The 18140-nt window shown below is 73.2% G+C and carries 14 protein-coding genes; 5 read left to right on the top strand and 9 right to left on the bottom strand.

The annotated features are described in order from the left end of the window. Positions 1-13: 13 nt before the first annotated feature. The 7 genes from GSY69_RS02450 to GSY69_RS02420 form a co-directional block, all read right to left on the bottom strand. A complete protein-coding gene (locus GSY69_RS02450) occupies positions 14-433 on the bottom strand; it encodes an acyl-CoA thioesterase (protein WP_160952313.1) in 420 nt (139 codons plus the stop codon). Positions 434-540: 107 nt separating this feature from the next. Further along, a complete protein-coding gene (locus tag GSY69_RS02445) occupies positions 541-1758 on the bottom strand; it encodes a site-specific DNA-methyltransferase (RefSeq protein WP_160952312.1) in 1218 nt (405 codons plus the stop codon). Positions 1759-1956: 198 nt separating this feature from the next. Then, positions 1957-2616, bottom strand: coding sequence for a hypothetical protein (locus GSY69_RS02440; RefSeq protein ID WP_160952311.1), 660 nt, complete (start codon positions 2614-2616; stop codon positions 1957-1959). Positions 2617-2768: 152 nt separating this feature from the next. After that, positions 2769-3764 carry a siderophore-interacting protein gene (locus tag GSY69_RS02435; RefSeq protein ID WP_160952310.1) on the bottom strand — a complete coding sequence of 332 codons (996 nt, stop codon included), beginning with the start codon at positions 3762-3764 and terminating at the stop codon, positions 2769-2771. Continuing rightward, positions 3764-5818 carry an iron ABC transporter permease gene (locus GSY69_RS02430; RefSeq protein ID WP_160952309.1) on the bottom strand — a complete coding sequence of 685 codons (2055 nt, stop codon included), beginning with the start codon at positions 5816-5818 and terminating at the stop codon, positions 3764-3766. Before GSY69_RS02430 ends, GSY69_RS02435 begins: the two co-directional genes overlap by 1 nt. Next, the gene (locus tag GSY69_RS02425) at positions 5802-6788 is read right to left on the bottom strand and encodes an ABC transporter substrate-binding protein (protein WP_160952308.1); all 987 of its coding nucleotides are present in this window, start codon (positions 6786-6788) and stop codon (positions 5802-5804) included. The genes GSY69_RS02430 and GSY69_RS02425 overlap by 17 nt, the downstream gene beginning before the upstream one ends. Before the next feature lie 78 nt (positions 6789-6866). Beyond that, positions 6867-7760 (bottom strand): ABC transporter ATP-binding protein, encoded by an 894-nt coding sequence (locus GSY69_RS02420; protein ID WP_328698726.1) that lies wholly within the window; start codon positions 7758-7760, stop codon positions 6867-6869. 243 nt (positions 7761-8003) lie between these two features. Between GSY69_RS02420 and GSY69_RS02415 the strand changes: the two genes are divergently transcribed. Next, positions 8004-8393: a universal stress protein gene (locus tag GSY69_RS02415; protein WP_160952306.1), complete on the top strand. Its 390-nt coding sequence runs from the start codon at positions 8004-8006 to the stop codon at positions 8391-8393. Between the two features lie 328 nt (positions 8394-8721). Here GSY69_RS02415 and GSY69_RS02410 read toward each other — a convergent pair whose 3' ends face one another. Then, positions 8722-9186: a VOC family protein gene (locus tag GSY69_RS02410; RefSeq protein WP_160952305.1), complete on the bottom strand. Its 465-nt coding sequence runs from the start codon at positions 9184-9186 to the stop codon at positions 8722-8724. A 1212-nt stretch (positions 9187-10398) separates the two neighbouring features. On the opposite strand from GSY69_RS02410, the gene GSY69_RS02405 reads away from it, so the two are divergent. Next, positions 10399-11895, top strand: a complete 1497-nt coding sequence (locus GSY69_RS02405) for an HNH endonuclease signature motif containing protein (RefSeq protein WP_160952304.1) — start codon at positions 10399-10401, stop codon at positions 11893-11895. Between the two features lie 25 nt (positions 11896-11920). Here the strand turns inward: GSY69_RS02405 and GSY69_RS02400 are convergent, their stop codons facing one another. Then, positions 11921-14821, bottom strand: a complete 2901-nt coding sequence (locus tag GSY69_RS02400; protein WP_160952303.1) for an FAD-binding and (Fe-S)-binding domain-containing protein — start codon at positions 14819-14821, stop codon at positions 11921-11923. A 187-nt stretch (positions 14822-15008) separates the two neighbouring features. Here GSY69_RS02400 and GSY69_RS02395 point away from each other — a divergent pair, with 187 nt between their 5' ends. From GSY69_RS02395 to GSY69_RS02385, 3 genes are all read left to right on the top strand, one after another. Continuing rightward, a complete protein-coding gene (locus tag GSY69_RS02395; protein WP_235936219.1) occupies positions 15009-15299 on the top strand; it encodes a hypothetical protein in 291 nt (96 codons plus the stop codon). Positions 15300-15391: 92 nt separating this feature from the next. After that, positions 15392-16291 (top strand): inositol monophosphatase family protein, encoded by a 900-nt coding sequence (locus GSY69_RS02390; protein WP_160952302.1) that lies wholly within the window; start codon positions 15392-15394, stop codon positions 16289-16291. Positions 16292-16358: 67 nt separating this feature from the next. After that, positions 16359-18023, top strand: coding sequence for an amidohydrolase (locus GSY69_RS02385; protein ID WP_160952301.1), 1665 nt, complete (start codon positions 16359-16361; stop codon positions 18021-18023). The last annotated feature ends 117 nt before the right edge of the window (positions 18024-18140 follow it).

Here is an 18140-nt window from a genome sequence, read left to right as displayed (position 1 = left end):
GGCGCTGGGGGGCCTAGCGCCCGTCAGCGGCCGTGCCGTCGTCCAGGTAGCGCTCCAGGTAGGCGCGCCCGGCGGCGCTGAGCGGGGTGGGGCGCCCCGTCGCCTTGTCCAGCACGACGAGCACGTCGACCGCCTCGAAGCAGACCTCGCCCTCCTGCAGGCCCACCCCGCGCACGGAGAACGAGGTGGTGCCGATGTGGGAGATCGTCAGCTCGATCGTGAGCTCCGAGCCGTACTGGACGGGGCGGCGGTAGTCGAGTTCCAGTCGCGCGACGAGCTTGGGCTGGGCCAGCGCCCCGGAGGCCTTGCCGCCGATCAGCCAGCCGATGCGCGCCTCCTCCAGCAGCGTGACGATCTTCGCGTTGTTCACGTGGTGGTTGAGGTCCTGATCGGACCAGCGCAGCTGCGGGGTGGTGCGGTAGACCTCGCCCATGGGCGTCCTTTCAACGGGGCGGCGCGCGGCAGGGGCGCCGCGGCACGCGCAATGGCAGCGGGCGCTGGGGGCGGGCGCTGGCAGCGCAGCCGAAGCGGCGCGCCGGATCAGTGTAGCGGCGGGGACTGCGCCGGCGGCTCCGGCAGCCGCACATCGCGGAACCGCGCCCCGGCCCGGCGCACCCGCTCGCGCATGAGGCCGCTGATCGTGGTGATGGGCTCGCCGTGCGCCGCGCGGTCGGAGCGGGCGCCGTCGACGCGCCGCAGCTCCTCGGCGCGCTGAACGAGGATGAAGCGCCGGCGCCCGCCGTCTGCTGCGTTGAGCTGCGCGACGGCCTGGGCCGTGGTGCCGGAGCCGGCGAAGAAGTCGAGGACCAGCGCCTCGGGGTCGAAGAAGGTCTGCGAGCGCACGAGCTCGCGGAGGAGCGAGACGGGCTTGGGATAGCCGAACAGGCCGCCCAGCCCCAGGTCCTCGAGGTCCCGGCGACCCTCATCGCCCAGCGCCCGGATGATCGAGTACATCTTCGAGTGGGCGCGGTCCGCCGGCGTCACCTTCGCCACCGCGTGCTTGCCCCCGGCCCAGGGCCGCAGCACGTGCGTGCCCGCGGCCAGCCACGCATCCACCTGCGCCTTCTTCGCGGGGCCGCGCACCGCTTCGACGTCTTCGTACATGAGGCGGCGCTCGCTGCCTGCGGCGTACTTGCCGAACGTCACCCGCAGCACGTCGTCGTCCACGAGGCAGCGCACGCCGTCGATGACCTCGTACCTGGTGGGCTTGCGCTTCTCCGTGACGAACGGCGCCACGCGGGCCGCGTCCTTGGCCCACACGAGGATGTAGTCGTGGCCGCGCACGAACGTGCGGGCGCTGCCGCCGCCCTTCGCCCGCTGGTGGACGAAGGAGCCCAGGAAGTTCTCCTCGCCGAAGACCTCCTGGCCCAGGAGGGCGAGGTGGGCGTGCTCGCGATCGTCGATCGAGGCGAAGAGCACGCCGTCGCCGCGCATGAGCCGGCGGGCCAGGACGAGGCGCGGGAGCATCATCGACAGCCACCCCGCGTGGCCGGCGGCGCCGAACGTGTCCCGGTAGGGCAGCGCGCTGCCCGTGTTGTAGGGCGGATCGATGTAGACGACCTTGACCCGGTCCGCGTGGGTGGGCTCCAGGAGCGCGAGCGCGTCGAGGTTGTCGCCCTCGATGAGGAGGTTCTCCTCCGTCGCGATGTCCGTGGGCCAGGCCGCGCGCGCCGCCGAATGCGGGGCGGCATCGAGGTGGTCCTCCGCAGCGCCGCGCCCGGGCCATGTGAACGTGATGCCGCCGCGCTCACCCGCCATGCGCCCCCCGCCGCCTCTCCGTCTGACCCCGCCTGCACCCGTGTGTCAGGTTCGGTAAGGCAAGGGTAATACGAGAGGCGAACGGGGGCGGGGCGACGGGTGCCGAATGGGGCACAGGGTGAGAAGCTGGGGCGCGAGGCGGGGCGCCGTGCGCAGCGGGAGGACGCCCGCAGCGGGACGACGTGCGGGGGAGGCCGGTCAGAAGTCGACGCCGGGGAATTCGAGGCGGTAGCGGACCTGGCCGTTCGCGACGATCGTGCCCTTGGCGACGGGGTAGTACTTCTTGCCGTCCACGGTCATCCGGCACGTGGTGGTGCCGCCGCCCGCCTTGGACACGTGCAGGTCGCTGCACGTCACGATCGCCGACTTCCCGCGCTTGGCGATCTCCTTCCTGATGGAGGCCGCGAGCACGGAACCGCGGACCGTTGTGCGCGTACCGCTGGCGCCGCTGCCCGTGCCTGAACCCGTGTCCGAACCCGTGCCTGAACCCGTGTCCGAGCCACTGCCGCTGCTTGAGCCGCCGGAACTGCCGCTGCCGGTGTCACCGCTATTGGGACCGCCTGTGCTGTTGGAACCGCCCGAGTCGTTCGAACCGCCTGCGCCACTCGAATCGTCTGCCCCGCTCGAACCGCCGCTGTCGCCTGCGCCATCGTTGCCCGCACTGTCGCTGCCGGCCTCCTGTGTCTGCGCACCGGCCTCCTGTGTCTGCTGGCCGGTGTCACCGCGCGCGGAGTCATCCGAGCCGGTGGCCCCCGGGATGAGCCCGCAGCCCGTCATGGACAGCCCCGCCGCCAGGGCGATGGCGGCCAGGGAGAGCCGACGGGCGGAGCGGGCGGGGAGCTTATGGATCGTGTGCATCGTGGTCTCCTCTGCTGGGGGCGGGCGCTGGTGCCGCCACGGTCAGAACGAGCCTCACATCCTCACACCACGGCGTCTCCTGCAGCGAGGTCGCAGCTGGGCAACCCCTGTTGCCGATCCGCCATACCTGCGTGCCGGGGATGGCCCCGGGCTCAGCTCTCCTGGTACCCCGGCCGCCAGTAGCCCATGAACGAGGTGCCCGAGCGCGGCAGCCCGCGCTCCCGGCGCAGGGCGCGCCGCAGCCGCGCCACCGTCGCCGCATCCGCCGCGACCCACGTGAACAGCCCCGCGCCCGGATCGTCCCCCACGACGCCCTGTACCCCCACGTCGCCCTGTTCCCCCAGGTCGCTCTGGTCCCACAGGAGTGCTGACCCGTCGGCGCTGATCTCGTCCAGTTCCTCGTACGCCCCCGCACCCGCGGCCGCGCCCGCGGCACCGGCCCGGGCGGCGGCCCGGCCGGCGGCGAAGTCGTCGTACCACCGCAGCGCGGCGTCGGTGAGCCCGGTGCCGCGCGCGGCGGCGCCGCCGTGCGCGTCGCCGTGCGCGGCTCCGCGCGGCAGCCAGGCGACCTCCACCCCGTCCGGGTGGGGAAAGTCCAGGGCTTCGGCGGCCTCGGCGACCTCGATGAGGGCTGCACCGCGAGCGGTCGCCGGAAGGGCGGCCAGGATGTTGCCGATGGCGGGGGCCGCCGTCTCATCGCCGGCGAGGAGCACCGTGTGCGCCGCACCCGGGTGCCACGCGATGCCGTCGCGGTCCGCTCCCGCGGCGCCCTGCACCGGGCCCACGAGCACCAGCTCGGAGCCCAGCGGCGCCTCGAGGGCGAACGAGGAGGCCGGTCCCAGCGCGCCGTGCACCGCGAAGTCGATGTCCACCTCGGCGGCGTGGGGGCGCACCGCGCGCACGGTGTACGTGCGCATGGGCGGGCGCTGCGCCTCGGCCAGCCCGCGCCACCACGCGAACCAGTCGGGGGCGCCCAGCAGCGCCGCGCGCGCCTCGGCGGCGGCGAAGACGAGCTTGACCCGCTGGTCGAGGCACGCGGTGCCCAACCGCGCCAGGGCGGGGTCGGCGAAGGTCAGCCGGAGGAAACCGGGGCTGAGCCGCTCGCGGCGCACGAGTGCGGCGGGGAACGGGGCATACGAACCGGGCATCAGGCGTCCTTTCTCATCCGCCACAGGAGCCACAGGAAGTACGGGCAGCCGAGGACGGCGGTGACGAGCCCCGCGGGGATCTGGCCGGGGGCGATGATCGTGCGGCCGAACCCATCGGCCACCGTGACGAGGAGCGCGCCCAGCAGGGCCGCCAGCGGCAGGAGGGCGCCGTTGCGCCGGCCGATGAGCAGGCGCGCCGCGTGGGGGGCGACGAGGCCCACGAACGAGATGACGCCGATCGTCACCGTCGTCGCCGCGGTGAGCAGGAGCGCGGTGCACAGCAGCACGGCGCGGGCGGCGGTGACGCGCACGCCCAGGATGCGCGGGGTGAACTCGTCCATCTGCAGCAGGTCCAGGTCGCGGTGGGCGCTGGCCAGGACGACGGCGCCCAGCACCAGGCTTGCGAGCATGGGGAGGCACTGGCCGACCGTGGCGACGTACGTCGAGCCGGCGAGCCACGTCTGCGCCATGACCTGGTTCCACGGATCGGCGGCCACGATGAGCGCGGTGGTGAGCGCCTGGGCGGCCGCCGCGATGCCCACGCCCACGAGCACCATGCGCGCCTGGTCGAGGCCGCGGCGCGCGGAGAGCCCGAAGAGCAGGAGGCCCACCGCGGCGGCGGCGCCCGAGGCGCCCAGGAAGACCGGCCAGAAGGTCGAGTCGCCCACGGTGACCAGCACGAACACCGCACCCAGGCCGGCCCCGCCGGAGATGCCGAGCACGCCCGGGTCCGCGAGCGGGTTGCGGGTGACGGCCTGGAGCGCGGCGCCGGCCAGCGCCAGGCAGGCGCCGCCCAGCAGCGCCGCGAGCACGCGCGGGAGGCGCGCATCCAGGATGATCTCGATGCGCACGGAGGCGGCGTGGTGCGCGTAGTTGACGACGTCCCCGCCTAGCAGCAGCGTGTCGCCCGCGAGCACCGAGGCGAACACCGCGGCCGCGAGCAGGGCCGCCGTCGCGGCGATGAGCAGGAGCGGATGGCGCAGCCCCAGGCGGGTGCCTGCGCGCATGGTGACGAGCGAGTCCGCGTCGAAGCCCGTGCGCACGCGCTGGGCGAGGACGATGATCGCGACGGCGCCGAGGACCGAGGTGACGACGCCGGTGGGGATGCCCACGGAGTCGAGCCCGCGGAAGGCGGCCCGCAGCCCCACGTCCGCCCCGACCACGAGGAGTGCGCCGAAGAGCGCGGCGGCCCCGATCATCGTGCGCTGGCGGCTGAGCGCCGGTACGGGACGGCCCAGCATGCGGGCAAGCGCCGGGGCGCACAGGCCCACGAAGCCGATCGGCCCCGTGGCGGTGACGGCCACGGCGGCCAGCACCACTGCGATGACGATGAAGGCCGCCTGCCAGGGGCGCACGCGCACCCCCAGGCTGGCGGCCGCATCGGGCCCCAGCTGCAGGACGTCCAGGCGCGAGCCGCACGCGAAGACGACGGCGATGGCGAGGGCGCACACCGGCAGCAGGCGGACGACCCCGCCCAGCCCAGCCTGGGACAGGGAGCCGGCGCCCCACGCGAAGAGGCTCTGGGTCTGGAAGGGGAAGAAGAGCAGCAGCATGGAGGTGAGCGCGGAGAAGCCCAGCGTGATGACGCTGCCGGAGAGCACGAGCCGGATGGGGGAGGAGCGCGGGCCGGACGACAGCGCCAGGACGAGCGCGGCCGTGGCCAGTCCGCCGGCGAACGCCACGGCCGCGCTGGAGAAGAACGGCAGCGCGATGCCGAAGGCCGCACAGGCGGTCAGCGCCAGGAACGCGCCCGCGTTGACCGCCAGTGTGTCCGGTGAGGCCAGCGAGTTGCGCGTCACCGACTGCAGGATCGCCCCGGACACGCCCAGCGCGCACCCCACGAGCAGCCCCGCCAGCAGGCGCGGCAGCCGCGAGTCGATGAGGATGCCCGCCTCGTCCCCGCGCCCGGCGCCCAGTGCCCAGCGGGCCAGGTCCGCGGGGGAAACCGCCGAGGTGCCCTGCAGCAGGTGCGCGACGCTGAGCGCGGCGAGGGCCAGCGCCAGGGCGGCGAAGAGCGCGCCGGTGCGCGCGGGCGCCTCAGCCCGCGATGGCATCGGCGAGGTCGGAGCCGTACTTCGCCATGGACTTCGTGCCACCGTAGAGCCAGACCCCGGCGTCCATGCGGTGGACGTTGCCGGCCTTGACGAAGCCCAGGTTCTTCCACACCCGGTTGGACGACAGGCCCTCGATGGGGTCCTTCGCCTCCGGGTCCTTCCAATAGGAGAACCGGGCGTCCGCGGGGAGGGCGGTGAGGCCCTCGACATCGGACTGGCCGACCCCGTATTCGGCGTCGCCCTTCTTCGTCCACGCGTCCTTGAGGCCCAGGCCCTTGCCGATCGCGCTGGGGGCCGAGCCCGGGCCGTGCATCCGGATGCTCAGGGCGTTCGCATCCTCATAGGGATAGGCGAAGACGAACGGCGTGCCCTCCTTGCCGGCGTCGGCGACCTTCTTCTTGGCCTCGGCGATCTGCTGGTCGTACTCCTCGCCCAGCCGCTTCGCCTCGTCCTCCTTGCCGAGCAGCGTGCCCACCTTGTCCTGGTTGTCCTTGACGAGCCTTACGAGGTCCGAGGTGTTCGCGCTCGTGAAGACGGCGACGGGGGCGATCTTCTCCATCTGGGCCATCTGCTTGGCGGGGATGGAGGCGGTGTCGGCGAGGATGACGTCCGGCTCCAGCCCGGCGATCGAGTCGACGCTGGGCTCGTTGCGCACGCCCACGTCCTTCGGGTCGCCCTGCAGCGGGACCGTCTTGTCCCACATGGCGTAGCCCTTGGGGTCCGCGACGCCGGCGGGGTTCACGCCCAGCGACTGCGCGTATTCCGCGACGGACCACTCGAGCGCCACGACCTTCTGCGCCGGGTGGTCCAGCTTGACCTCCTTGCCGCGGCTGTCCGTGATGCTCACCGGGCCGCCGGCGGCCGCGCCCGTGGTCGAGTCGCCGGCGGACTTCGCGTCGTCGGTGGTGCCGCAGCCGCTGAGGGCGAGGAGCCCGATGGTGGCGGCGGCGATGGCGGTGCGGATCTTCATGCGTGTCCTCTGGTGGGTGGGGCAGTGGGCCGTGGGCTGTGGGCGGGGTGTCACAGGCGGGGTGTCACGGGCGGGGTGTCACGGGCGGGCCTCGGCGGGCGCGCGCTCACCGGGGGGCGCCTCGGGGGCGGCCGCGCCGGGCCTGCGCACCCGAGGTGGCCGGGCGCGCACGATCACGAGGTCGTGGTCCTCGTCGTAGCCGGTCGTGACGTCGATGTCGTAGACCTGGGATAGGAGGTCGGGGCGCAGCACCTCGCGCGCGGTGCCTTCGGCGGCGATGCTGCCGGCGGACAGGAGGGCCACGCGGTCGGCGATCGCAGCGGCATGGTTGAGGTCGTGGAGGACCACGCCCACGCACACACCGTGGTCATGGGCCAGGGCGGAGAGCAGCTCGAGGAGCTCGACCTGGTACTTCATGTCCAGGTGGTTGGTGGGCTCGTCGAGCAGCAGCACCTCGGTGTCCTGGGCCAGGCAGGACGCGAGCCACACGCGCTGGAGCTGGCCGCCGGAGAGCTCGTCGACCGCGGCCCCGGCGATCGCGTCGACGCCGGTCAGGCGCATGGCGCGCGCAATGACCTCGGCGCCGCCGGGATCGCCGGCGCGGAATCGGCCGCGATGCGGGTGGCGGCCCAGGGCCACGGCGTCGCGCACGCGCACGCCCTGCGGGGTGGGCCGCATCTGCGTGAGCATCGTCAGCCGTGTGGCGAGGGCGCGGGAGGGCAGGTCGGTGAGGTCCGTGCCGTCGCCGAACGCCACGCTGCCGGCCGTGAGCGGGTGGAGCCGCGCGAGGGCGCGCAGGAGGGTGGACTTGCCGCTGCCATTGGGGCCGACGAGGGCGGTGACCTCACCGGGCCGCATGGCCAGGTCGACGCCCTCGACTGCGGGGACGCCGTCGTATCCGATGCGCACATCGGCGGCGGTGAGGCCGCTGCCGCGGGTGGGGTGCGGGCTGTCGGATACGGGGGTGGTCACCGATCCAAGGTAAGGTGCACCTCTGCCGATTTGCAACACGGAAATGTTTCGATAATCGCTCGTGTGGTGGGGGGCCGGTGCTGCGGTGGAGGTTCGGTGCCGCGGGGAGGCGGCAAGGGGTGTTGCCGGGGCGGAGCGCTCGTCTGCCGGGGCGGGGAGCCTGGTGGTGAGCGGGGCGCGTGCCATGGGGCGGGGAGCCTGCGCGGCGGGGGCGAGGGCAGGCCCCCTGCCTATACTCGGGGCATGACCGTCCTCATCGCGTACCTGCCCACCGACGAGGGTGCCGCCGCGCTGCGCGTCGGGCTCGCCGAGGCGGCCCTGCGGGCGCAGTCCGTCGTCGTCCTCAACTCGCCCAAGCGGGGATCCGCCGAGGCGGTCGACCGTATCCCCGGCGGCGCGGTCGAGGACATCGAGGGCGCCGCGCGCAGCCATGGCGTCGAGGTGACCATCGTCCACCCGGACCCCGAGGCGGATATCGTCGAGACGCTCAATGCGCTTGTCGCCGAGCACTCCGCGAGCCTCATCGTCATCGGCCTGCGCAAGCGCAGCGCGATCGGCAAGTTCATCCTGGGCTCCCAGGCTCAGCGCATCCTCCTGGAGGCGGAGGTGCCGGTCCTCACCGCAAAAGTGTGAGGGTGCAGCCCGTGGCGCGGCGCGCCGGTGGGCGTGGGGCGCCTGTCGGGGTGTGAGGCCGTCGCCCAGCTGGACGGGCTGTGGATTGCGCACAGCGCGTTGAGTCGGGCGTTGTGCTCAATGCCCAGGCATGGGGGTGTGAAGGCCTGTCTTTTCACGGAGGTGTGGCGACGGGATCACGTCGGGAAATATGTGTGCGAAACCCGTGCGGATGGCGCTCATGCGCATTGCTCTGCCCTCTGTTCGCGGGCGCCCGGCCTGGTGCTCAGGGGTGCTGGGCAACCTGGTTGCCATGGGTGCCGGGCAATCCTGTCAGTGCTGTGCAGTCCTAGCCGCGCTGATCGGGCACGTCGATCGAGCTTTCGGCGGCAGGCGGAGCCGCCTGGACCAGCAGGCAGAATGGATGGCCGGCTGGGTCGGCAAGGACGAGGAGGGGCTCCTCGCGGTCGTGTGACTGATCGCTCAGCAGGCGCGCGCCGAGCTCTTCGGCACGATGACCCTGCCGTTGCAGGGCCTCGACGTTCGGCACTGCGAAGTCGAGGTGCATCTGCATGGGCACGTCTTCCGATGGCCACGTCGGCGCTGCGGTGTCCGTCTTCTGCTGGAATGCGAGAACGCGACGCCCGCCGTCCTCGATCAGCACCAGCCAATCGGCGTCGTCTTCTGCGCTGCCGGCCGGCGGTTCGTCTCCCGGTCGATACCGGAGGCCCAGAAGGGCCCGGTAGAACTCGGCCAGCGCCCGGCAGTCGGGAGCGTCGATTGCTGTGTGCAGCACACGCGGCATCTCCGTCATGCGGCAACTCTCGCACAGGCCCCCGGGGCCGAAGTCGGCCCGACGCCGCAGGTGCCCTCCACCGCGCGGCTCTCGACATGACGGCGCCGCCGCGACCGGATCGATTCACGGCCCCGGGGAGTATGCCGAGCGGTGTGCGCGTGCCGAAGGGCGTCCGTGGCGCGGTCGTCGGCGGGGGGGGGTACGTCTGTGTGCCTCGGTACCCGCGTGCTCGCGTCTCGCTGTGGTGCCGTTTCGCTGGGGTGTCGCTGCGCAACTGTCCGTGGCGCGGCGAGGTGCGGTGGGCAGCGGCTCGGCCGACTGTGGAGTGGAACGGCGCGTACCCTGCCTTCGCACTGATCCGATGATCCGCACCTCACCTGACCCAGAGTTCGCAGTACCGCCTGCCCCAACGTTCGCGGCAACGCTTGCCTACCGGTTCATGACCGCACCTGACCCAAGGCTCTTGGCCTCACCTGACCCGGCGTGCTCGGCCGTGTCTGCCCCAAGGCTCATGGTCACGCCCAACTTGGCGCCCACGGTCACACCTCACTCACTATTCATGACCGCGGTTTCAGGCTCCCGCCGCTGATCTCTCGCCGCAGTGGAGTGAGTCGGCTTCCGGGGAGCCTGTGCGACGTATCGCTGTGCGCGGTTTTTCGATTCGCCGGCAGGGTGCCGTGGGTGGGCGGTGCGCCGAGCTGGGCCGATGCCGGAAGGTCACAGCAGAAGAAAGTGCTTGTCCGGCACGCGATGATCTAATACTATTAGTACAGAAGAGCGAATCGACGAATGAGGATCCCCTACCAGTGGCATTCTCGCTTCGCACCGCCACTGCAACGAGGCAGAAGGGAGGGCACTACCGTGACAACCGCCGCGCCGCCAGCTCCGCCGCCGCCGGATCCGCATGAGCCCCCACGGTCTCGCAAGGGTTCCGACGGTGAGGGAATTCCTGCTTCGGCCTCATGCGGTGGGGAGTGGGCTACGACCGGAGATGCGCATCGCCCCCGTGGGCCGCGACTCAGTGCCGCGGCCGCCTCCCTCGATGCCGCCCAGCTCGCTCGTGCCTTCGCCCTGTGCGACGAGCTCATCGCCGCCTATCGCCGGCACTGCGGTCGGGGCGGGTCTCAGGGCCCGAACGGCGGTGCGGAGGATGAGCTGCCGACCGCCTACGCGGATCTGCTCGAGGCGCTTCCGGAGGTCGTGTGGATCACGCTCGCGGCGGGTCTGGACGTGACGATTCCTCGCGCGCACGCGTTGGCGGCCTCCGCGTTCGCCGCGACCGTGACGATGCCAGCGCTGCTGGCCCAGGCGCAACGGGGCCGGATCGGCTTCGCGCGGCTCGACTACGCGGCCGGCAGGGCCGCACAGCTTGCCGACACGCTCCGCCCGGAATTCGATGAGCGCGTCACCGCGCTCAATGTGGAACTGGAGTGGAAGCAGTGGAAGCGGGCGGTCGACGAGATCTTCGCCCTTCTGCAGCCGCCCGCCGATGCTCGCGATGAGGCGGTGAAGAACCGCAGAGTCCGCCGATGGAGCAACGGCGACGGGACCGCGTGTCTCCTCTACACCGGCCCCACTGCAGAGATCGCAGCCGCGTACCAGCGGCTCACGGCATGGGCTCGGGCGATCGCACTGTCCCACGCGGGCCTCTTCGTCGATCCGCAGACCGGCCGGCGGCTGTCCTCTGCCGCGCTCTTCCTCGATGAGCGCACCATCGACCAGACCCGCTTCGACCTCGGGCTGAATGGAATCCCGCAGCTGCCGCTGACCGTGCTCGATCCTTCGGGAGCCCAACGGGACATGGTGGTGCGCATGCCGACCTCGGCGGACTGGCTGCGCAAGCAGGCGAGCGTCTGCGTGACGGTGCCGTTCCTCAGCCTGCTGGGCGACTCCTCACTGCCCGGCCGTCTCGACGACTGCTCGCCGGTCTCCGCCGAGGACGCGCGGCTCATCGCCGCGCACGCGCCGTCCCTCCGCCGCCTGCTCACCGATCCGGCGACCGGCACCGTGCTCGAAGCCGTTGCCAGAACCTATGCGTTCCCGCAGGCGCTGAAGACGGCGGTCATGGCGAAATGGGCGTGGTGCACGGTGCCGGGCTGCCCTCGCCGCGCTTCGACCGCAGACATCGACCACATCGTTCCCTTCAACCGCGACGACCCTGCCCGCGGTGGACCCACGGCTCTCCACAATCTCCATCCCCTGTGCCGCAGACACCACCTCCTCAAGACGAATCGGCAATTCGCCGTCGAACGCGACGATGCGATGCGCGGCGGCGGCGTGCGGTGGACGTTCCCATCGCCCCTGGTGGGGCCGGTCGCAGCCCCCGGCTCACCCATCGACACCGAACACGCGCGGCAGGTGGCCGCGCTGCGCGCCTACGCGTCCGAGTCACCGGAGGACACCGAGGACTGCAGCGGCGGCGCAGGTCCTGCCGCCGCAGGGTCCATTGCCGAATGGCACCGGGTCGACATGGTCAGCGGCGCCCGGCTTGCCTCCGATGGCTCCCCGGCGCGGCCCGAGGGAGAGCCGCCGGTGTGCACCGGACCCCACCCGGACTTTCCGCTGAGCGCGGAGCCGGCCGCGTACGCGCGGGTGCTCCGTGCGCGGCCACCGGTGCGCCCGGGCGGCCCCGTCTCAGGGGAGGAGAGGTGGGCTGGCGCAGAAGACCGGGCCACAGGCTCCCGTCCCGCATCTCGATGGGCAAGCGATGATCCGCCGCCGTTCTAGCGCACCCGGTTCCCGCCCCTCCCGCTCACGGGGCCTCGAGGCCCCAGGCGAGCAGCTCGGCGAGGTGGACGCCTCGACGGTCGCTGAGGTCGTGGAGCTGCGTGCGGCAGGAGTACCCGTCGGCAAGGACCACGGTATCCGGGGCGGCCGCGCGCACAGCGGGCAGGAGGGCCAGCTCGCCCACGGCCTCGGAGACCTCGTAATGGCCCTCCACGACGCCGAAGTTGCCCGCCAGCCCGCAGCAGCCGCCCAACACGGTCCGCTCGACGCCCGCGCGATCGAGGAGTTCCTCGTCCGCGGCGAAGCCCATGACCGCGCTCTGGTGGCAGTGCGGCTGCACCACGGCGCGCACCCCGGTCAGATCCTGCGGGCGGTAGCCGATCTCCAGGAGGTATTCGGCGAGGGTCTTCGTCCGCTCCGCGACCCGGCGCGCCGCATCCGTGCCCAGGAGCGCCACCGCATCCTCGCGCAGCACCGCGGTGCAGGAGGGCTCCACGCCGATGATCGGAACGGCCTCACCCGCGGCATCCGTCGCGTCGAGCGCCTCGACCGCCGAGCCCAGCAGCCGCTTCGCCCCATCCAGCTGCCCCGTGGAGATGAGGCTGAGGCCGCAGCACTCGGTGCTCGGCAGCACCCGCACATCCACGCCCGCATCGCGCAGCACGGCCACCGCGGCGGCCAGCACCCGCGGCGCGAAGAAGTTCGACCACGAATCGGCGAACAGCACCACCTCGCGCTGACGCCGCCGCTCGCGGCCCGCGGGGGCCGCACCCGCGTGCCGGAACCATCGGGTGAACGTGCGGCGGGTGAACGCCGGGATCGCGCGGCGGCCGTCGATGCGGCCCGCGCGCTTTGCGACCGCGGCCAGCGCGGGCACGCGGCCCACGAGGTTCACCAGGGGCGCCAGCGGAGCGGCCGCGCGGCTGAGCACGGGCAGCCAGCCCAGCAGGTAGTGGTCGGCGGGCCGAAGCCGGCCGCGGTAGGCCTGGTAGAGCACCTCGGCCTTGTAGGTGGCCATGTCCGTGCCGGTGGGGCACTCGGAACCGCAGGCCTTGCAGCTGAGACAGAGGTCGAGCGCCTCGTGCACCTCGGGGGCCCGCCAGTCGCGCTGGACGTCCTCGCCGCGCACCATCTCCTGGAGGACCCGCGCGCGGCCGCGCGTCGAATCCACCTCGTTGCGCGTGGCCTGGTAGGACGGGCACATGACCCCGCCGCCGGCCGCGGAATCGGCGCGGCACTTGCCCACGCCGGTGCAGCGGTGCACCGCGGTGGCGAAATCACCGCCATCGCCGGCGAGGGCGAACGCGAGCCCCGTCTTCCCCGCGGGCATGTCCCCCGGCCTCACCTGGGCGGTCCGGATGTCCTCGTCCAGCGCGTCGGGCGCCACGATGATGCCGGGATTGAGGGTGTCGCGGGGGTCGAACAGCGCCTTGACCTGGGCGAAGAGCTCGATCACCGCGGGGGAGAACATGCGCGGCAGGAGTTCGCCGCGCGCCCTCCCATCGCCGTGCTCGCCGGAGACGGAGCCGCCGAATCGGGCCACGAGCCGCGCGGCATCGAACATGAAGTCGCGCATCGCCTGCCGGCCGCCGTCCTCATCCAGCGGGAAGTCCACGCGCATGTGCAGGCACCCGTCGCCGAAGTGCCCGTAGGGCAGCGCCCAGAGCCCGTGCCGGTCCAGCAGCTCCATGAGTGCGCGGATGTAGTCGCCCAGGTGCTCGGGCGGCACCGCGGAGTCCTCCCACCCGGCGTGGGCGTCCCTGCCGTCGGGCGTGCGGGAGACGAGGCCCGCCCCGTCCGCGCGGATCTTCCAGATCGCCGCGGCCGTGGGATCGCCGCCGCCGAACACCATGGAGTCCTGGGCGTGGGAGGCCGCCACGAGATCCCGGGCGCTGGCCTGCAGCTCCTCCGCGGAATCCCCGGCCAGCTCGATGACCATCCAACCGCCGCCCTCGGGCATGTCGGGCACCGCCGCGCGGCCCTTCGCCTCGATGAGGCGGTCGAGCATGCGCCGCTCCAGGCCCTCGCAGGCGGTGACGGGGAACGCTCGCAGGGCGGGCACATCGTCGGCGGCCGCGGCCATGTCCGGGTAGCCCAGTACGGCCGTTGCCAGGTGAGCGGGCTCGGCGACGAGGCGCATCCGGGCGCGCAGGACGATGCCCCACGTCCCCTCGGAGCCCGCGAATGCCCGGCGCAGGTCGAAGCCGTGCTCGGGCAGCAGCCAGTCGAGGCCGTAGCCGGACACCTGCCGGCTGAACGTCCCGACCTCGGTGCGAATGGGCTCGAGGCTGCGGGCGACGAGCGCGTGCAGCCGAGGGAAGTGGCGCGCGTCGTCCTGCCCGTCCAACCGGACCACGGTGCCGTCGGCGAGCATGACGTCGAGGGCCTCGATGTTGTCCACCGTGCGCCCGTAGCCCATGGCGCGCGGCCCGCACGCGTTGTTGCCGATCATCCCGCCGATCGTGCAGCGCGAGTTCGTCGACGGGTCGGGCCCGAAGCGCAGACCGTGGGGCTTGGCCGCCGCCTGGAGCTGCGCGTGGACGACCCCGGGCTCCACCCACACCGCGCGCTCGGCGGGGAGGAGCTCGAGGATCCGGTTGAGGTGGCGGGAGAAGTCGAGGATGATGCCCGTGCCCACGGCGTTGCCGGCCAACGACGTGCCGGCCCCGCGGCACACGAGGCCCACGCCCAGCCGGCGCGCGGTCTGGAGGGCGGCGGCCACCTCGGCGTCGGCGCGGGGGAAGGCGACGGCCTGCGGGCGGAGGCGAAACAGCGAGCCGTCGGAGGAATAGGCGGCGAGCACGGTGGGGTCGGCGGTCGCCTCGGCGCAGCCGGCGGCCCGCAGCTCCGCGGCGACGCTCCCGGTTGCCGGGCCCACCGCCTCCCGGGCCGGGGAGTCTGCGTGGGCATCGGCGACCGTCGTCATAGTGCCATTCTCGCGCACTGCGCAGGATCCGTAAAAGAGGGGCGAGGGGCCGACGTTATCGCAGGTCATGTTGTCAATTCAGGTTGCGGAATGCCTGGTGGAGGCCCGTCCCCCGGGGGGTTGAGCTGAGCGAGGTGTGCGCTATGATCGGTACCGAGGACTCTAAGCAGACCAAGGGATATTCACAATGTCACGTCGCGCGAAAGAGCTTTCAACTGAACAGCGTGCAGTGGTCGGCACTGTCCGGCGCATTGCCCGGCAGCGGTTGAACGTCAACAGCAACTACATCTCGGCGATTCTCAAGGCCCGCGACAGCGGAATCACCTACGCCGCCATCGCCGATGCCGCCGGCACCTCCTCACAGGCGGTCCAGGAGATCGCCCGCCGCCACCGGAAGGACGTGGAGCCGGTCCCCGCCCAGGGCGCGGGCATCGCCGCCATCGCCGCACCGCAGCAGCGCGGCAGGATCGGCTCCTGAGCCACGCTCCCCGGTGCGGCGGTCCCGCCGCGATCGGCGCGGATTCGCTGCTGGCCCTGTGCGCCGATGCCGCCGCCATCGCCTGCCAGCGCATGGCCCACTGGCGCCCGCTGCTGGGGTCGGCGATCGTCGATTCAAAGGGCGAGCGCAACGACCTCGTGACCCGCGCCGATGGGGAGATCGAGGGCCTGGTGCGCGGATTCCTGTTGCGCCTGCGCCCCGGTGACCGGATCGTGGGCGAGGAGGGCGCCGCGGCGCTCGAGGTGTCCGACCACCCCGCCGCCGAGGCGCTGGCCAGCTCGCTCTCCCCGCTCACTCGGGCGCGGCTCGCCGCGGCGGCCCCGGGCCCGCTCGAGTGGCACGTCGACCCGATCGACGGCACCGCGAACTTCGTGCGCGGCATCGAGCACCACTGCTTCTCGATCGGTGCGGCGCGGGCGGGCGGCGGTGGCGGCAGCGGGAGCGGCGGCAATCCCGCGGATGCCCATTGGGAGGCGGGCCTCGTGGCGGCCCCGGAGCTGGGCAGCGTCTGGTTCGCGCGTGCCGGCGCCGGCGCGTGGAAGGCCCGCGGACCGCGTGGCCTGCCCGGCGGCTGGGTCCGCTGGGACCCTGCGGCGTCGCGCCTGCGCGCCCGCGACCGCGGGCAGGGCGGTCGGATCGTCGCCACCGGCTTCGGCTACGCCCCGGAGCGCCGGGAGCTGCAGCTGCGCGAGTTCGCGGCGATCATGGCCGGCTACGACGACGCGCGGCGCATGGGCTCGGCGGCGCTCGACCTGTGCCAGGTCGCCGAGGGGCGCGTGAGCGCCTACTACGAGCGCGGGCTGGGCGTCTACGACTGGGCGGCGGGTGCCCTCATCGCGCAGGAGGCGGGGGCGGCCGTGCGCCGGCCGCGCTCCCGCTCGGACATGCTCATTGCGGCGGGTGCGCGCGAGGATGTGGGCGCCGCCGCCCAGCTCGCGGCGATCGCCGGGGCCGCGGAGTCTCTGCAGTAAACCGGCGCCTCTGCGGTGACGCGGGAGCACCCTCAGAACCCGGAGCCGCCCCACATAGACTGCGGCCATGCGCCTGTTCACCAACGCCGTCGTGCACACCCTCGACCCCGCGCGGCCCCGCGCGGAGGCGATCCTCACCGACGGCGAGGCGATCGCCGCGGTGGGCGGCGCCGAAGAGCTCGCGGCCCACGCGGCCGGGCGCCTGGAGGAGACGGTCGACCTGCGCGGTGCGCCCGTCATCCCGGGCCTCGTCGATGCGCACCTGCACGCCATGAGCTACGCGGAATCGCTGGCCCAGGTGGACCTGCGCCAGGCGCGCAGCGAGGCCCAGGCGGTCGAGGCGATCGCCGCCTATGCCCGCACCCTGCCGGACGGCGTGTGGGTGGGCGGCGGCCGCTGGGACTGCAATCGCTGGAAGGGCGGCGGCGGCCAGCCCGGCCGCGCCCTCCTCGACGCCGCCGTGCCGGATCGCCCGGTGGCCGTGTGGTCGATCGACTACCACACGCTGTGGTGCAATGGCGCCGCGCTGCGCGCCGCCGGCATCGACGCCTCCACCCCCAGCCCCCGGGGCGGCGAGATCGTCCGCGACGCGGAGGGCCGCGCCACCGGCATCCTGCGCGAGGACGCCGCCACCCTCGTCGAGCGCCAGGTCCCGCACGCCCCCCGCGAACTCGGCGCCGACCGCATGGCCGCCGCCCAGCGCGCCTGGCTGGCCGAGGGGCTCACCGGCGTCCACGACATCGACGGCGAGCTCTCCCGCGAGGCATGGCTCGCCCTACGCGAGCGCGGCGGCCTGGACATGCGGGTCGTGAAGTACCTGCGGCTCGAGGAGTTCGACTGGGCGGTGAAGACCGGCTGGCGCACCGGCGGCGGCGACGCCTGGTTCCACCACGGCGGCCTCAAGCTCTTCTCCGACGGCGCGCTGGGCTCGCAGTCGGCCTTCATGTCGAGCGCCTACCCGCACGCCGCGGGCGCCCCCGCCGCGTACGGCATGCAGATCGCCACGGAGGACGTCCTCGTCTCGCAGATCGAGACCGCGCTCTCCCACGGCATCGGGACGGCCATCCACGCGATCGGGGACCAGGCCAACCACCACGTGCTGAGCGCCTACGCCCGCACGCAGGAGGCCAACAGGGCCGCCGAGGCGCGGTTCGGGTCCGTGCTGCGCCGCCGGATCGAGCACGCCCAGTTCGTCCAGCCCGCCGATGTGGCCCGCTTCGGCCAGCTGGGCATCGTCGCCTCGATGCAGCCGCGCCACTGCATCTCCGACCTCCACCTGCTGGCCGCCCTGCGCCCGGACGAGCGGCTGGCCGCCTACGCCTGGGGGGAGCTCGCCGCGGCCGGGGCGCCGCTGGCCTTCGGCTCCGACGGCCCGGTGGAGCCGTCGAATCCGTTCGCCGCGATCTACGCGGCGATGACGCGCGCGGACATCGAGGGAGATCCGGCCACGTCCTTCCAGCCCGAGCGCAGGATCAGCGCGCGGGCCGCCCTCGAGGCCCACACCTCGGGCGCGGCCTACGCGGCCGGCCGCGAGGCGCGCACGGGCCGGCTGGCGCCCGGCATGGAGGCGGACTTCATCGCCCTCGACGTCGACCCGCTCGTCCACCCCGGCCTCGATCCGGAGACCGGGGCGTACGGCAGCGAGGACGCGCTGTTCGACCACGCATGCGCCATTCGGGATGCCCGCGTGCTCGTCGCCGCGGTGGGCGGGACGGTGCGCCACGCGCTCTGAGGGGGGGGCACGCCCTGCGCCCCCGAGGCGCCTGCGAATGTGATCTTGCACGCTATACTGACGTCGCTGTCCTGCGCCCGCGCAGGCCGCAGCGCAGGACCCCCACAATCGCATATG

This window comes from Brevibacterium rongguiense (genome assembly GCF_009857845.1).
Classification (GTDB): Bacteria; Actinomycetota; Actinomycetes; order Actinomycetales; family Brevibacteriaceae; genus Brevibacterium; species Brevibacterium rongguiense.
This window is presented reverse-complemented; position numbering and strand designations above follow the sequence as displayed.

Excerpts from the sequence above, each read along its gene's own strand:
- GSY69_RS02450 (WP_160952313.1), bottom strand. The coding sequence starts at position 433 with ATGGGCGAGGTCTACCGCACCACCCCGCAGCTGCGCTGGTCCGATCAG.
- GSY69_RS02445 (WP_160952312.1), bottom strand. The coding sequence starts at position 1,758 with ATGGCGGGTGAGCGCGGCGGCATCACGTTCACATGGCCCGGGCGCGGC.
- GSY69_RS02440 (WP_160952311.1), bottom strand. The coding sequence starts at position 2,616 with ATGCACACGATCCATAAGCTCCCCGCCCGCTCCGCCCGTCGGCTCTCC.
- GSY69_RS02435 (WP_160952310.1), bottom strand. The coding sequence starts at position 3,764 with ATGCCCGGTTCGTATGCCCCGTTCCCCGCCGCACTCGTGCGCCGCGAG.
- GSY69_RS02430 (WP_160952309.1), bottom strand. The coding sequence starts at position 5,818 with ATGCCATCGCGGGCTGAGGCGCCCGCGCGCACCGGCGCGCTCTTCGCC.
- GSY69_RS02425 (WP_160952308.1), bottom strand. The coding sequence starts at position 6,788 with ATGAAGATCCGCACCGCCATCGCCGCCGCCACCATCGGGCTCCTCGCC.
- GSY69_RS02415 (WP_160952306.1), top strand. The coding sequence starts at position 8,004 with ATGACCGTCCTCATCGCGTACCTGCCCACCGACGAGGGTGCCGCCGCG.
- GSY69_RS02410 (WP_160952305.1), bottom strand. The coding sequence starts at position 9,186 with ATGACGGAGATGCCGCGTGTGCTGCACACAGCAATCGACGCTCCCGAC.
- GSY69_RS02400 (WP_160952303.1), bottom strand. The coding sequence starts at position 14,821 with ATGACGACGGTCGCCGATGCCCACGCAGACTCCCCGGCCCGGGAGGCG.
- GSY69_RS02395 (WP_235936219.1), top strand. The coding sequence starts at position 15,009 with ATGTCACGTCGCGCGAAAGAGCTTTCAACTGAACAGCGTGCAGTGGTC.
- GSY69_RS02390 (WP_160952302.1), top strand. The coding sequence starts at position 15,392 with ATGGCCCACTGGCGCCCGCTGCTGGGGTCGGCGATCGTCGATTCAAAG.
- GSY69_RS02385 (WP_160952301.1), top strand. The coding sequence starts at position 16,359 with ATGCGCCTGTTCACCAACGCCGTCGTGCACACCCTCGACCCCGCGCGG.